Origin of the sequence: Tolypothrix sp. PCC 7712 (assembly GCF_025860405.1) — a bacterium.
GTDB classification, from domain to species: domain Bacteria; phylum Cyanobacteriota; class Cyanobacteriia; order Cyanobacteriales; family Nostocaceae; genus Aulosira; species Aulosira diplosiphon.
The window spans coordinates 5138922-5153813 of the sequence record NZ_CP063785.1 but is presented as its reverse complement, the minus strand read 5'-3'; the positions used below and the strand labels follow the sequence as shown (position 1 = coordinate 5153813).

The following is a 14892-nucleotide window of genomic DNA, read 5'->3' as shown; positions in this document are numbered from 1 at the left end:
TCTCAATAGGGGCGCACAGCTGTGCGCCCTTAATGCTGTGTTAATACAAATTTGAAAAATAATTGATAGCAATTCATGAATGCATTATTCTGACGGGCTGTACGTCCCACAAGATTTATCGAAATTTGTAGATATGCAAAGGTTATAAATCCTTGCTATCAGACAGTTACAGAAATTTCAAACAATATTAACTATCACAATTTGATATTACTTATTTTTCTCTGGCTAGAGTATGTAATTAAATAACAAATATATTTGTCAGTCTTAGCAATCGACAAACATTTTGTTTAAATTTTTTTGAGTATAAAATTCCTCAACTCTTTATTTTCTCACAGTCTCAGCTTGTAGATTAAGGATATTACATATACCAGCTTTGATGCTCAAGCGAGCTATTGTCTAGCATTATACTCATAAGGCAAAGAAAGAGAGGTGCTATGGTGGGTGCTCGCAGAAAATCACAGTTAAAAGCTTTTGAGACATCTATTTTGGAGGCTTTAGACCAGGTAGAACGAGCTACCTCAAAACTGTTTAAGCTGGAAGATATTCTAGAAGCAGTCTGTCAAAACATCCTGGCACTGGGTTTTGATTTTGCCAACATATCTTTAATTTCTCTAGAAAAAAATATTATTGAAGGCGTACATGGAAGTGGTACGGGAGTAGTATGGGCTAATCTGGGCAAACATTACTTGGAACCCGACCCAGAACTCAGAGATATTCAAGCAGATATAGTCCAAACTCAGCAAACTGAAATTATTTCTGGGTGGGACAAACGCTTTGATCGCTGGATTTATCAAGAGTATGGTCATGAAAAGTTAGTTCGTGTATTTACACCCATAGTCTTGGTTCAAGATTATAACGGCAGAGTCATTAAAAATTGGTTTGAGCGTTGTAAATGGCAGAAAATCAACCCTCAATTTGAAGAGAATAGCGAAAGACAACATGAAGTTTACAAATTGCGCCTACCACCAGATCTACAATCTGAGGGGCGCAATCCAGAAGTGATAGTTATCGGTACAGTAGAAGCGGGTTATAGTTCTCCAGAAAGGCGAATTGAGGAACAGATATTATCGCGATTACTACAATATATTGCTCGGCAATCTTTGGATATTTGGCAAGCACAACTACCGAGGGTTTTAGAAACGATCGCAGAGAAAGCCAAACAAATTCTCGATGCTGATGCAGCTACGCTGCATTTTTTATACGAGTCAAATTTAGAACAGGGTCGTTACATTTATGAAGTCTTTTCTGACGGCATTGGGAAGCAATTTCTCAAAGCTTCTCCACCGCGTCATAATGGACTGGGACGACAAGCGATTCAAGCAAAAAAGTACAAGTTTATCCCAGATGTATCTCAAGGTCATGAAAAACTGGAAATGGCAAAGCTTAACCCCCAAGCTTTTTCCTCTGGGATTAAAGCAATGGCAGCTTTTCCGTTGCAGGTTGAGAACAAAGAAGGAATACTTTATGTTCTATTTCGGCGCACCTATATATTGTCTTCACGTAAGCTGCGCTTAGTAGAACTATTTGTCCGACAGTGGGCTGTTGATGCAATTTGGCACACGATCAGAATCCAACAAATGCGTGATGAAGCACGCCAGTTAGCAGCACTCTACTCTGTCACCCAATCTCTCGGTCGCATACCAGAAGATAATCTTTTACATCGTGTTGCTTGGAATACTTTGAATGTTTTAGGTGCAGATGTAGTGAATATTTACGAATATATCCAGACTGAAAGGCAATTTACAACTCCTCCAAAAACAGCAGGAAGATTGAGACAAGAGCAGAAAATGCAAGATGAGATTATTGAACACGATGTACCATTTTTGCTGATTCAACGGGGAGAAAACGTTTATGCTACACAACTGGAAACAGAACCGATATTTCAGAATTCAGCTTTTACTCGTAGAGAAAAAATCCATTCTGCTGCTGGTGTTTTGCTAGAAGCTGATAAAGATATCGTCGGAGTAATGTTTATTAATTACCGCCGACCTCACAGTTTTTCTGAAGATGAGAAAAAGATGATTGAAACTCTGGCTTCTTCAGCTGCGATCGCCATTAAAAATCAACGCTGGCTAGCAACTCTCAGTGATGTTGATCGCAAGATTATCACGACTCTAGATCAAAAGGAACTCCTGAAGCTGATTGTACAGCGCGCAGTGCAGATTTGTGGTGCTGATGTCGGTAATATCCGCTTACTAGATCCTAGCCAGCAGGAGCTAGTTACTAAAGCTAAGTATGCTGTCAATCGTTTCATTGACCTCATCGAAAGACGCAATAGTATATATGAAGGAATTACAGGTTGGGTAGCCAGAAATCGCCAGTCAGCATTGGTAAATAACGTCCAAACCGATCCGCGTTACCAAGCTTACTTTCCCAATATCCGTTCGGAGTTATGTGTGCCACTCCTAGACAAAGATAAGCACTTACTAGGTGTACTGAACGTAGAAAGCCAGTATATTTCTGCTTTCAACCAGAGACACCAGCGAATGTTAGAAGCCTTAGCAGACCAAGCAGTAATTGGGATTCAAAACTTAGAAAACAAAAGACAACTGGTGAATATGGAAACAATGGTCACTTTGGGTGATTTAGCTGGCCCGTTAGTGCATCGTATGAATAATGATGTGGGTGCAATCCGAGTCTGGGCGCAAGATATTTTGGATGAAGGTGATGAGAATAGCAAAAATAAAGCACAGCGAATTGTATCAAGAGCAGATAAGGTTTTGCAAAGTGCGGAACGAATGACAATTTGGATTCAAGAAAAGCCTCGTGCCATTGATTTATCTGACATAGCGGTAAATGCACTAGCTAGAATGTCCATACCTACTAACATCACTACATATATAGAAATAGCAACTGATGTACCCAAGGTATTAGGTGGTGAACAGCAATTAATATATGTTTTTGATAACTTAATTCAAAATGCTGTGGAAGCAATGCCCCAAGGTGGTAGGGTATCGATTATTGGCACTAGTGTCCAAAGAGAAATACAGTGTTTGGTAGAAGTGCGAATATGTGATACTGGCGTAGGTATCGCTTACGAAAATCTAGAAAAGATTTTCCAGCCTGATTACACCACCAAAACAGCGAGAAGAGGTATGGGTTTCGGATTGTGGTGGACAAAATTATACGTAGAACGTTTAGGAGGTTGTTTAAATGTGAATAGCGTACTCAATCAAGGGACTAATTTTATTATGATCTTGCCAGTCTATAAACCAGAAACTTAAGCAGAACCTAGGCATTAATTACCACAAGTGGTGGCAAGGAGGAACCGATGATATTTTTCAAAGTTCTTCTGGTTGAGGATGATTCTGATTGGCAAGATATTCTTGAAGGGAAGATTCGGACAGCTTTACGCAATATTGGTCATCCTCAGGATATCATTCAGATTGTCAGGACTTTTGATGAAGCTTCTAAAGCTTTTAGAGATAGCGATTGGCATTTGTTGATTACTGACATTGGTTTGGGTGATTCATCTCTTTCTCGTCGTCAAAAGTTAGGAATACATTTAGTTGAACTTGCTTGTGCTCGGCAGATACCAGCTATTGCTGTCAGTGGAACACCTGTGGTAAACACTCAGGATGTTCGCGACTTATTGCTGGAATATAAAGCATCTGATTTCTTTAGCAAAAGCGATTTTGACAGTAGAAATTTTATTAATAAAGTTCAGGATATTTTAAATAATGAACTTCAAAAATCTCGGAATCATCAAGCAGTTTTCAAAAGTTCAAATGATGATCATCAACTACTTGCGATCGCAGCTAATCCGTTGAAAATCTTGTTTTTATCATCTGACCCTACAGATGCTGCTAGGTTACGTCTAGGACAAGAGTTGCGAGAGATTCAGCAAAGATTGCAATTAGCTAAACAAAGAGACAACTTTTTACTAGAACAACGCTTGTCAGTTCGTCCTGGGGATATCAGTCAGGCTTTACTGGATATTGAGCCTCATATTGTCCATTTTTCTGGACATGGGATGAATACTGGGGAATTGTATGTAGAAAATGAGTTAGGTCAAATTCAACCGATTAAGCCTGATGCTTTAGCTTCATTATTTGAACTTGTAGAAGACCAGGTAAATTGTGTAGTGTTGAATGCTTGTTATTCCAAAACTCAAGCGGAAGCTATTGCTAAATACATTCCGTTTGTGATTGGAATGAATTATTTAATTGGCGATCAAGCCGCGATCGCATTTTCTGTGGGATTTTACAAAGCACTGGGTGCCAATCGTTCTATAGAGAAAGCTTACCAGTTTGGCTGTACCGAAATTAAATTACATGGTATAGCGGAGAATTTAACTCCTGTTATTTATAAAAGGTGAAAATCAGTGAACGGACAGATTAATGTTTTGCTAGCAGGATGTGGAATCTCTGTTGGCATAGTGTGTTGTTAAAGCCACGGAACCTGGAAGTGGGAAACTCTCACTGAGATACACGAAGGCAAAATCTCAGATCCAAAATAGGATAATTCATTGTTTTGGTGCGAGAGGGTTAGGAATGGTAATGATGGGAATAACTAGAGGCTGTGATTTTTCCGCTTGTAGTTGATTTTGTGCTTGCTTGCTGGCTTCGATGGCTTGTTGATAGTCTGGCTTGTATTTGATAGCTTGTGCATAAGCTGCGATCGCATCTTGGTAGCGTTTTAAGTTTACTAGGGCATTGCCTTTGCTATACCAGCTTTCGTAATAATCTGGTTTGTAACGAACTGCGCGATTATAGGATGCGATCGCATCTTCGTATTTCTGTAAATTGTATTGCGAATTTCCTAAGTTATACCAAACTTGGTAATCGTTACGCCGCAAAGAAATGGCTTTATTATAAGAATCAATTGCTTGTTGATAGCGTTGGCTTTGATGTAGTGCCCAACCTCGACTATACCAGGCTTGGAAATTTCCGGGATTAGATTTAATGACTTGATCAAATGATTCTACTGCTTCTGGATAACGCCGCAAACTCATGAGAATATTGCTTCTCGATAACCAAGCTTGATAATAATCGGATTTATATTGTACTGCCCGGTCGTAATCTTTTAAAGCATCTTCGTAGCGACCCACATTTACTAAGGCATTCCCGCGATTATAATGGAATGACGCATCATCTGGTTTTAATTCTAAGGCTTTATCGTATGCTATAATTGCGTCGTCATAGCGTTTTAAATTGTGCAGCGCTAAACCTTTATTTTCCCAAGCTATTTCATAATTTTTCTGTAATTCAATTGCTTTATTGTAAGCTTTAATGGCGTTATCATATTGTTTTAAACTACTCCAAGCTTCTCCTTTAGCATTCCAAATTTCGGGAGAATTGCCTTCTAATTGTAAGGCTTTGTCAAAAGAGGCGATCGCTTCTTGGTAACGCTGTAAATTTGCCAAAGCCAAACCTCTAGCGCTCCAAGCTTCTACATAATCTGGCAAAATTTGAATGGCTTTATCATAAGCTGCTAGTGCTTCTTTATATTGCTTTAATTCTGCTAAACTTTTGCCTTTACCATACCATCCTTGAGGGTAATCTGGTCTAATATCAACTGCTTTATCATATACAGCTAGAGCATCTTGATAGCGTTGTAAATCATATAATGTATTACCTTGCTTATATAATTCTGTAGCGTTATTTGTATGAATCCCATCAATAATAAATATCCCAATTGCCCCACTCACACCTAAAATAAATGTAGCTGCTAAAATCTTGTGTAGAATTTCTTTTTTAAATTGAGGATTGGGCAAATTTTTAAATGGCAAAGCTGGAATTAAAGCGACTGTTTTAGCCGCAGGTCGTGTTAAATCTTGCAGTGCTTGTAATGCTTCTGTTGCGGAATTGTAGCGCTGCCGAAAATCATAACATACCATTTTGTTTAACACTTGGGCAAACTCTGGCGATACTTTAGTATGACTTTGCCAGATAATTTCATTAGTATCAGCATCCTTTTCTAATTGTTCTGGTGGTAATCCAGTTAAAGCTTGCAGCGCGACTATCCCCACCGCATATATATCACTACTAAATTTAGGATTTCCTTGTGCTTGTTCCCCTGGTAAATATCCCGGAGTCCCAATAGCAACAGTAGATTTAGTATGTCCTTGTGGTGTAATTACTTGTGAGGAAATTTGCTTAACTGCACCAAAGTCGATTAACACCAACTTCCTATCTGATTTGCGTCGCAATAAATTATAGGGATTGACATCGCGGTGAATTACATTTTGTTGATGAACAAACTTTAAAATTTCGAGAATCTCCATCAACAAAGAAATTACCTCAGTTTGAGTCAGAATTTTCCCTGGTGTTAATTCCTGACTGAGATTGTGTCCTTCAATGAATTCTTGTACGAGATAGAATTCTGCATTTTCCTCAAAGTATGCTAAAAGTTGAGGAATACAATCATGAGTACCTAATTTATACAGAACTTGAGCTTCAGTATCAAATAAACGTCTAGCCGTTTCTAAAGTTACTGGATCGTTTGCCTGAGGCTTGAGTTTTTTGACAACACATTGAGGAGATCCCGGCAATTGAGTATCACAAGCAACAAAGGTTTCCCCGAACCCCCCACCACCCAAGTGGCTAATAATTTGGTATCTTCCTACAAGTGTGTTTCCCAGCATCAGGTTTGCCTAGTTAAGTGCAATATTATCTGATTTCAATATTGGCACAGGAGAACCGGATGGGGATTGGGGATTGGGGATTGGGGATTGGGGATTGGGGACTGGGGAGATGAGGAAGCCGAGGAAGTAGGGGAGGAATTCCCATTACCGATTACCGATTACCAATTACCAATTACCAAATGACAAATGACAAATGACAAATGACAAATGACAAATAATGATTCCTATTAATGATAATATTCGCATTCGTCATCGACCGATGATTACTTACTGGCTGATTGGTATTAATATTGCAATATTTTTCTGGGAAATCCAATTAGAATTAAGCGATCAATTAGGCGCATTTATTCAAAGTTGGGGTGTGATACCAGCGCAGATTATTGACGGAATTATCAATGCGAGTGTTAACCCCGCAGCTTGGGTAGTGGTAGGCTGGCGATTGCTTTCTTTGCCAGTAGCAATGTTCCTACATGGTAGTTTTAGCCAAATATTAGGTAATCTACTTTTTTTATGGGTTTTTGGTAAAAGTCTAGAAAATATTCTCGGTCATGGACGCTATTTAGGATTTTATTTATTAACTGGCATTTTTACAGAATTAGTACAAATATTTTCTGAACCTAATTTAACAGTTCCCTTGATTGGTGCAAATGGTGCGATCGCAGCTGTTTTAGGGGCTTATATTGTAAAGTTTCCTAAAGCCAAAATTGACAGTATTCTCCCCCTAATATTCATTTATATTCCTGCTAAATTACCTGCATTTGCCTATTTAGTTTGGTGGTTTATCCAACAGTTATTTTATGGAATTGGTAGTTTAAATATTCCCCCTGCGGGGGTTAATCAATTCAGTATTGCTTACTGGGCGCAAGCAGCAGGATTAGTAATTGGTGCCGTCTTCATGCGATTACAAAAGTGAGTAGGGGGTAGTATTTAAGTTTCAAGGTAGTTTCCTTTCCCCTTTCCCCCTTCCCCTTTTCCCTCTCCCCCAAAATTACTATGGCTTGTGCAGCCTACAAACAGGTACGGCTATTGCTATAGTTTTTGTCATAAAACCGAACTTACTAACTGATAAATTTGCACTAATCTATTAATTAGGAAGCTTGAGACTAAGCTTTAAGAAATAAAAAGTTAATTGCTGAAAACAACAAGAGTTTTTACCTACAACCAAGCTTGAGATTAAGCTTCCTCAAACCAAACATTGCTTCTTAGAGGTGATAGTATGGCACTTATGCGTTGGAATCTATTTCGAGATATTGACCGTCTAGAACCATTCCGCGAAATTGATACTTTACAACGGCAAATGAACCGCTTGTTCGAGGAATTAATGCCAACAACTAATGGTGGTGAAGGTATTGGATTTGGCTTCGTTCCATCTGCGGAAATGGAAGAAACTGATGATGCAATTCGCCTAAAACTGGAAATTCCTGGTTTGGAAGCAAAAGATATTAATGTAGAAGTCACTACCGATTCAGTTTCTATTAGCGGTGAGAGGAAATCTGAAACTAAGACAGAAGAAAACGGTGTAGCTCGCTCGGAATTCCGCTATGGTAAATTCCAACGGGTGATTCCCCTACCGTCCCAAATTCAACATGAAAAAGTAGAAGCTGAATATAAAGATGGCATTCTTAAACTCACTTTACCGAAAGCAGAAGCCGACAAACAAAAAGTTGTCAAGGTAAATATCGGTTAATTAGGTTTTGGCTAAGGTGGCGATCGCACTTTGACTCATCATTGAGGTGCGATCGCTTTTTGTTGGAAGTGGGCATGGGGCATTGGGCATTGGGCATTGGGCATTAGGCATTGGGCATTGGGCATTGGGTAATGTGTAATTGGTAATTGGTAATTGGTAATGGGGGTTTGGTGTTATCCCCCTCATCCCCCTCATCCCCCTCATCCCCCTTATCTCCCTCATCTCCCTCATCTCCCTTATCCCCAGAGGGGGCCCCGAGTTCCCCAACCCCTAACGCCTCACGGAATTAACAACCTCAACTTCCCGATCTAAAGCTGCTAGGGGGTGCTGAGTATCCAGCCTTAATACCTGTGCTTCTAATTTGTCACAACACTCTCTTACCAAACGCAAACCGTCATCTCGCGAAAGTTTGGCGGTGGTGGGGGTAAATTCTGCCAAAATATCCGCTTCTATACTGTGATAATGGTCTAGTTGCGATCGCAATTTTGCTAAATACTTTGTACCTTCGCCGCCATCTGTAATGGCAAATTGCAACACAGAATCGAGGTAAGCTTGAACTTTCGGGTGTTTAACTCCTTCTGTCGCCGCAGCATAAAGTAATTCGCCATTTAAATATTCAAAATCTGGCACCCACAGGTACTTTCCGCTAACTTCAAAGGTATATAATTCCTTAGCTGGTCTAACTTTTAAGTGCTGGCTTCTGACTCGATGGGCAGCTTTTTCTAAAAGTGCAATTACAGCAATAATTACTGATGGATAGTTGCTGTCAATACATCTAATTTCTACAGTACCCAGTTTATTGAGCCTGATGGGATTCCATGCTGATTTCAATAAGCTTCCTCCCGCCTTTAAAAACTGCTGGCGTTCAATTCCGGCTTTATCTAAGGCTTGCAGCCAAGCATAATAGCGGGCAAATTGCTGCTCAACTAAGATTTCCACGTTCTCGGCATAAGGCATCAATCCACCGACTGGCTGTAAATAAGTATATACACCATCCCAACCAAAGATTTCGCTACCGCGATAACGAATTGTGTGGGCAGCTAATCCAATCGCCTCACCTTCATAAAAAGGACAAGCACGCCCCAAAGAAATTAAGGCTGAGTCAAAAGCTGTAGCTAAGTTGTAGATATTAAGTAATTCCTCTCGCTCGGTTGCTGTAGAGTTGTAGGATACAGCCACACGCGGATCGATGACTCCAGGCGGTACTTCTAAATGCAGGTGTACACCCGTACATTTCCCGGCGTGCAAAAAGCGATCGTAGCCGACTGTCCGCGCTTGAATATGATAATTTGGATGGTCGCGCATCACAGGCATAATATGCAAAGGGTAGCTAGAGAGAGGATAAAGCCGTAAACCCATTTGCCGCGCTACAACTAACGCCAATTTGAGATTTTTTAAATACTCTGTAGCTAGCTCTGAACCAGAGTAAGCTGGTGGAGTATTAATTTCTACAATACTTTTGACGAACTCTGGCACAAAGTAATTAGGGTTTAAGCCTTGAGTCTCCGCCATCAAATGACAACCCTGCAAAAATTCATCGCCACGATTGCTGAGTTCGCCCGTCTCATCTACTAGGAAAAACTCTTGCTCAAGACCCATGCGACGTTGTAATACATCCATAATCCCAAATATTTTGTTAATGAGGTTACGGGTCTTACCAACGTTTGGAAATCCTTGAGAGAAAGGTAACTGTTCAGTTCAGCAGTTGAGCGATCGCATTAACTCCAAAACTGGAAGACCCTATCAGTAAATATCTCAATACCCAACGAGCTTATTAATACTCGTAGGTAGTTGTGATTTATCAAAAAATAATGCTCAAATTCTGAACAAGCTTTATTGTCCTATATCAGCCTCCACCGATATCACTTTCGCAACACACCTACAAAGTCGGGTAGAGGAAGATTTGGGGAAAGGTAAAGGGTTAAGGGTAAAAGGGTTCTGGCTTTCTCCTTAACCAGATAAGTATTACATCAAGGCGTTGGGCACAAATGAGTTGATGTTTTCTATAAATAAGAACTTGTTTTTCATAAATGAGTTGATGTTTTCCATAAACAAGAACTTGTTCATAAACAAGGTCAACTTGTTTTTCATAAATAAGTTGATGTTTTCTATACACAAGAACTTGTTCATGATCAAGGTCAACTTGTTTTTTATAAATGAGTTGATGTTTTCTATGAATGAGAACTCGTTCATAAACAAGGTCAACTTGTTTTTTATAAATAAGTTGATGTTTTCTATGAATGAGAACTCGTTAATCAAAAACCTGAAGGCGTTAACTAAAAATGCCTTCAGGCTCGCTACCAATGGGTTAACGTGAGGATTGACAATGATGCCGTACTCTCGCGGCTAACGCATCCTACTGGACTAACACAGCTAAAATGTTGCAATATAATTTTCTTGTGGGGTGGACATCTTGTCCGCCCAGGACGGGCAAGATGCCCATCCCACAAGAGTTTTTTTCATGCACTACTTTAGGCTTGACACGCTACTAATTTTGGATTCTTGACCCTTGACCTTTTGACACCCTTTACAAATTACCTACCAGCAGCAATTTTTCTTTCAATCACAGAAATTCGCTCTTTTGTTCCTGGGTGATCGCTTAAAAATGATGGTTGGGAAGACTGGTTAAGTAACTTCTTTAAAAATGCAGGCATAGCTTTTGGATTGTAGCCGGCTCTTTTCATATACTGCAAGCCTTTGTCATCGGCGTTATATTCGGCTTCGCGGCTATTGGGTAAATCTACAGCCAGCTTGTAGGCGATCGCAGTGACAGCGCTTTGGTCTAAACCAGCTAGTGAAGCTGCGCCTTGCGCTAACTGGGATTGCTTCAATTTATTGATCAGGTCGTTGTTGCAAATATGACCTATTTCATGACCCATAACTGCTGCTAGTTGGTCTTCGTTATCCGTTGCTTTTAATAGCCCAGTATTAACATATACATAACCCCCTGTAGTGGAGAAAGCATTAATACTAGAATCTTGGACTACATAAAAGTGAAAAGGAATTTCTGAGCAATTACTAGCTCTAGCTAACCGTTGACCAACACGGTTAACATAAGCATTAGTTTGAGAATTTGAATTTAATCTGTAATTTTGCTTGACCTGCTGGTGAATATTTTGACCTAGTGTAACTGTTTGCTTTGGGGAAACGTTGGAAAGTTGCAACAACTGAATTCCATTAAATAGTAACTGACCCCAGGGAACTGCACTAGCTGGCGCAAGAGAAGTTAATCCCACACCTACAGCAGTACCCATGCCAAGTAGTACAGAAACACCTTTACGTAATTTCGGAAGCATAACCAAAAATGAAAAGTTAACAACAAATGAAAAGTCTAGTTTGTGTATTTTATCTATGCAGTAAATTACCAGTTATTATCAAAAAATATTAAAAAATCTTTGATGCAATTATGCTAGCTAAGAGCTAATAGCAGTTAGCTTATTTACCTTGATAGGTAATCTCTATTTAATATTTTAACTAAAAAACTGCCAAACGAGCCAGCACAAAGGAGTAATTTGCTTTGCAAAATCATCATCTTACTATCAGTCCAGAGTCAGTTGCCCAAAGCGACTAAATGTAAAATGAATGAGCTTGCTTATATTGAATTTTTGAAATTCACGTATAAATTAACGTAGCGTCAGCGTAACGCACTCCTTTCAACTCTTACTCCTCAAGTTGTAGCGTTGCATAAGCATTAGCTAACACCTACGTAATTACGTCATGAATGAGGATTTAAACCCCACCCATAACGGCACAACCTGTCTTAGCTTAGGGACTCTAATCCTCTGTTTAATTACGAATTACGAATTAGTAATTATGTTGAAGTTGTTAAATTTGCGTTTTGATAATCTAAATATTTTTGTTGTAATTTTTCGGGGACTGGGACAGGACGATTATTTTGAGAACTGAGAAATGCTCCTTTTTGTATAGCTACCGCAGCTATCACATTGTTAGCTAATATTTCTGCTTGTACAGTCCACTTCAACCGCCCTAAACTACCTACCCATAAACGACCTATAACCTTATCAATCAGTTTTACTGGACGTTTATATTCAATTTCAGTCCCAGCAAGAATAGGTATATATCCTTGCTCAATTTGTTCATCAAGCGGCAAATGTTCATGTAAAAACTTTAAACGTAAATCTTCTAGCCACCTGATATAAACGATGTTGCTCACAATACCAGCAAAATCAATATCATAAGTTCTCACAGGAATGGCAAGTTCTACTTCCAATGGTCTTTGCAAGTTGTCAATCAATAACATAATTTCTCCTGCTTAGAAAAGTTAAGACCATACGGTCTTTTTATTTACAAAAAAAAGCATAATCAATGTAGCTATAGCTAAATACAGTTCAGTTAAGAAAATTAATTGATAACCAAACCAAAAAACTAGTTACTCAACAAAAAACCGAACAATCATTTTGGAGGGGGTTTGGGGGACGCAACCGTCACCCAATCGGGGGTTTGGGGGAGAATCCCCCAATTCTTCTGGCTTCTTTAATAACTAACAAATCAATCGCTAATGAGCTTAAACCAAGGGTATTGAGCTATAGCTATGCTGTACAATACACAGATACAATGAGCTACAAAATTTGCAATGCTTAAACTTCGACTTGATAATTCAAGATTAATTCATCTCCTGGTAAGCCCCTAATACCCCAGTTATATTTAGGGGTTTCAAAAAAAGTAATCTCAATATCAGCTACAACAATATTAAATTGTTCATTAATCTTTTTAAATAATTGGTGAATTAACTGTTTTTTAGTTTCTACAGAGCGTCCTTCAAACATCACAATCTCGATAATGAGATATTGCTGCGACCTATCCGAAGGATAGTAAAAATCATTAGCTGCTAGGGGAAAGAACCGATGAAATCGTTTTTCCGGGCTAATTTGTAATACATCAATTAAAACACTATGAATAGTATTGGATAACTCCGCCTTAATCGGGTTTAATTTATCTGCTAAACCATATACTTTGACTTGTACCATAATTTTTATATGAGCTAAAATTACGAATTCCTTTGATTATTGATGTATTGATTTAGGTGATTAATCGCCCTTTGCATATGAATGGCATCATCATATAACTTACTGATCATCATCGCTCCTTCTAGGGTGGCAATAATGATAGTGGCAGCTTCATCAGCATCTACCTCAGAGCGAATTTCACCTCTAGAAATTCCTTTTTCTATAATTAAGCGAATCAGTTCTCGCCAAGAATCCATTGCTTTTTGAGTGCGTTCTCGTAAGGCGGCATGAGCATCATCACTTTCAATTGCAGTATTTAGTATTGGACAACCTCCTTTGATGGGTGGGTTATCTACAAAACTGCTAAATACCCCAATAATGGCTTGTAGACGTTCAATGGCATGGCGTTTACTACGCAATGCAGCTCTAGTTTGCTGACTTACAGAAGCGATCGCATAATCAAAAGCCTGTAGTGCTAAGTCATCCTTACTTTGAAAATGATTGTAAATTCCTCCTTTTTGCAATCCTGTAACCCGCATGATGTCCGAAATTGACGAGCCAGTGTAACCCTGTTGGTTAAACAGTTCTGCTGCTTGTCGAATAATTTTTGCTTTGGTTTCTTCGCCTTTGGACATCTAATTATTTCAGACCGCTTGGTCTTAAGTAATTTATCATGGTCAACTCTCAGGAGTCAAAAGTTATGGGTAATTGGTAATTGCTGATGGTGCGAGGGAAGAGAGAACAGGGCATTTTTTTGAATTTTGAATTAATTCTCCCAATCTCTATTCCCCTTAATCCCAATCCCTACCCTACCTTTTCACTCAGTCCTTGAGGAAGGACAAAAGGTCAGCGTTAAGTTGGTCTTGGTGGGTATTGGTCAGTCCGTGGGGCGCGCCAGGATAGATTTTCAATGTGGCATTCTTCACAATTTTGGCGGAAGCGATCCCTGCAGCATTAATAGGCACGATTTGGTCATCATCGCCGTGAACAATCAACGTTGGCACATCGAACTTTTTCAGATCTGCGGTGAAATCTGTCTCCGAAAATGCCTTGATGCAGTCAAACGTGTTTTTGTGACCTCCCTGCATCCCCTGCAACCAGAACCAATCACTCATCCCCTGAGAGACTTGAGCACCAGGGCGATTGAAACCAAAAAATGGGCCGCTGGCGAGGTCTTTGTAAAGTTGCGATCGGTCAGCAAGGGAAGCAGCACGCAGCCCGTCAAACACCTCGATGGGCTGTCCATCGGGATTATTTGCAGTCTTGAGCATGAGCGGGGGCACTGCAGATATCAATGCAGCTTTGCTAACTCGTGCTGTACCATGACGACCAATATAGCGGGCGACTTCACCGCCACCTGTGGAGAAACCGATCAGAGTAACTCCGTGCAAATCTAAGGTTTCAATTAAAGTCGCCAGGTCATCGGCATAGGTATCCATTTCATTACCGTTCCAGGGTTGGCTTGAGCGACCATGTCCCCGGCGATCGTGGGCGATCGCTCGATAGCCGTGGTTTGCCACAAACAACATCTGCGCTTCCCAACTATCGGAACTTAAGGGCCAGCCATGACTGAAGACAACAGGCTGTCCTGCACCCCAGTCTTTGTAATAAATTTGGGTGCCGTCTTGGGTCGTGATTGTACTCATTATGAA

Annotated in this window: 12 protein-coding genes; 4 read left to right on the top strand and 8 right to left on the bottom strand. The window is 39.8% G+C overall.

Annotation, left to right across the window (positions count from 1 at the left end; genetic code table 11):
- The first annotated feature begins 434 nt into the window (after window positions 1-434).
- Together HGR01_RS21070 and HGR01_RS21065 are read left to right on the top strand one after the other, a co-directional pair.
- Complete coding sequence (locus tag HGR01_RS21070; protein WP_045870230.1) at window positions 435-3224, top strand: GAF domain-containing protein; 2790 nt, start codon at window positions 435-437, stop codon at window positions 3222-3224.
- A 47-nt stretch (window positions 3225-3271) separates the two neighbouring features.
- Complete coding sequence (locus tag HGR01_RS21065) at window positions 3272-4318, top strand: CHAT domain-containing protein (RefSeq protein WP_052335179.1); 1047 nt, start codon at window positions 3272-3274, stop codon at window positions 4316-4318.
- A gap of 147 nt (window positions 4319-4465) precedes the next feature.
- Here HGR01_RS21065 and HGR01_RS21060 read toward each other — a convergent pair whose 3' ends face one another.
- A complete protein-coding gene (locus tag HGR01_RS21060; RefSeq protein WP_045870229.1) occupies window positions 4466-6586 on the bottom strand; it encodes a serine/threonine-protein kinase in 2121 nt (706 codons plus the stop codon).
- A 217-nt stretch (window positions 6587-6803) separates the two neighbouring features.
- Between HGR01_RS21060 and HGR01_RS21055 the strand changes: the two genes are divergently transcribed.
- The gene (locus tag HGR01_RS21055; RefSeq protein ID WP_045870228.1) at window positions 6804-7499 is read left to right on the top strand and encodes a rhomboid family intramembrane serine protease; all 696 of its coding nucleotides are present in this window, start codon (window positions 6804-6806) and stop codon (window positions 7497-7499) included.
- 303 nt (window positions 7500-7802) lie between these two features.
- Window positions 7803-8273 (top strand): Hsp20/alpha crystallin family protein, encoded by a 471-nt coding sequence (locus HGR01_RS21050; protein ID WP_045870227.1) that lies wholly within the window; start codon window positions 7803-7805, stop codon window positions 8271-8273.
- Here the strand turns inward: HGR01_RS21050 and HGR01_RS21045 are convergent, their stop codons facing one another.
- The 7 genes from HGR01_RS21045 to HGR01_RS21015 all read right to left on the bottom strand — a co-directional run bounded on the left by HGR01_RS21045 (window position 8274) and on the right by HGR01_RS21015 (window position 14886).
- Window positions 8274-8459 carry a hypothetical protein gene (locus HGR01_RS21045; RefSeq protein ID WP_045870226.1) on the bottom strand — a complete coding sequence of 62 codons (186 nt, stop codon included), beginning with the start codon at window positions 8457-8459 and terminating at the stop codon, window positions 8274-8276.
- Window positions 8460-8543: 84 nt separating this feature from the next.
- The gene (locus HGR01_RS21040) at window positions 8544-9893 is read right to left on the bottom strand and encodes a glutamate-cysteine ligase family protein (protein WP_045870225.1); all 1350 of its coding nucleotides are present in this window, start codon (window positions 9891-9893) and stop codon (window positions 8544-8546) included.
- A 914-nt stretch (window positions 9894-10807) separates the two neighbouring features.
- Window positions 10808-11569, bottom strand: coding sequence for a M48 family metallopeptidase (locus HGR01_RS21035; protein ID WP_045870512.1), 762 nt, complete (start codon window positions 11567-11569; stop codon window positions 10808-10810).
- A gap of 515 nt (window positions 11570-12084) precedes the next feature.
- The gene (locus HGR01_RS21030; protein ID WP_045870224.1) at window positions 12085-12534 is read right to left on the bottom strand and encodes an acyl-CoA thioesterase; all 450 of its coding nucleotides are present in this window, start codon (window positions 12532-12534) and stop codon (window positions 12085-12087) included.
- 337 nt (window positions 12535-12871) lie between these two features.
- Window positions 12872-13261 carry a tautomerase family protein gene (locus HGR01_RS21025; RefSeq protein ID WP_045870223.1) on the bottom strand — a complete coding sequence of 130 codons (390 nt, stop codon included), beginning with the start codon at window positions 13259-13261 and terminating at the stop codon, window positions 12872-12874.
- A gap of 20 nt (window positions 13262-13281) precedes the next feature.
- On the bottom strand, window positions 13282-13875 hold the full coding sequence (locus HGR01_RS21020; RefSeq protein WP_045870222.1) for a TetR/AcrR family transcriptional regulator: 594 nt from the start codon (window positions 13873-13875) through the stop codon (window positions 13282-13284).
- Between the two features lie 186 nt (window positions 13876-14061).
- Window positions 14062-14886, bottom strand: coding sequence for an alpha/beta fold hydrolase (locus tag HGR01_RS21015; protein ID WP_045870221.1), 825 nt, complete (start codon window positions 14884-14886; stop codon window positions 14062-14064).
- Window positions 14887-14892: the final 6 nt, after the last annotated feature.

Coding starts and splice junctions, on each gene's coding strand:
- HGR01_RS21015 (WP_045870221.1), bottom strand. CDS start 14,886: ATGAGTACAATCACGACCCAAGACGGCACCCAAATTTATTACAAAGAC.
- HGR01_RS21035 (WP_045870512.1), bottom strand. CDS start 11,569: ATGCTTCCGAAATTACGTAAAGGTGTTTCTGTACTACTTGGCATGGGT.
- HGR01_RS21040 (WP_045870225.1), bottom strand. CDS start 9,893: ATGGATGTATTACAACGTCGCATGGGTCTTGAGCAAGAGTTTTTCCTA.
- HGR01_RS21025 (WP_045870223.1), bottom strand. CDS start 13,261: ATGGTACAAGTCAAAGTATATGGTTTAGCAGATAAATTAAACCCGATT.
- HGR01_RS21030 (WP_045870224.1), bottom strand. CDS start 12,534: ATGTTATTGATTGACAACTTGCAAAGACCATTGGAAGTAGAACTTGCC.
- HGR01_RS21060 (WP_045870229.1), bottom strand. CDS start 6,586: ATGCTGGGAAACACACTTGTAGGAAGATACCAAATTATTAGCCACTTG.
- HGR01_RS21055 (WP_045870228.1), top strand. CDS start 6,804: ATGATTCCTATTAATGATAATATTCGCATTCGTCATCGACCGATGATT.
- HGR01_RS21050 (WP_045870227.1), top strand. CDS start 7,803: ATGGCACTTATGCGTTGGAATCTATTTCGAGATATTGACCGTCTAGAA.
- HGR01_RS21020 (WP_045870222.1), bottom strand. CDS start 13,875: ATGTCCAAAGGCGAAGAAACCAAAGCAAAAATTATTCGACAAGCAGCA.
- HGR01_RS21070 (WP_045870230.1), top strand. CDS start 435: ATGGTGGGTGCTCGCAGAAAATCACAGTTAAAAGCTTTTGAGACATCT.
- HGR01_RS21065 (WP_052335179.1), top strand. CDS start 3,272: ATGATATTTTTCAAAGTTCTTCTGGTTGAGGATGATTCTGATTGGCAA.
- HGR01_RS21045 (WP_045870226.1), bottom strand. CDS start 8,459: ATGAGGGGGATAACACCAAACCCCCATTACCAATTACCAATTACCAAT.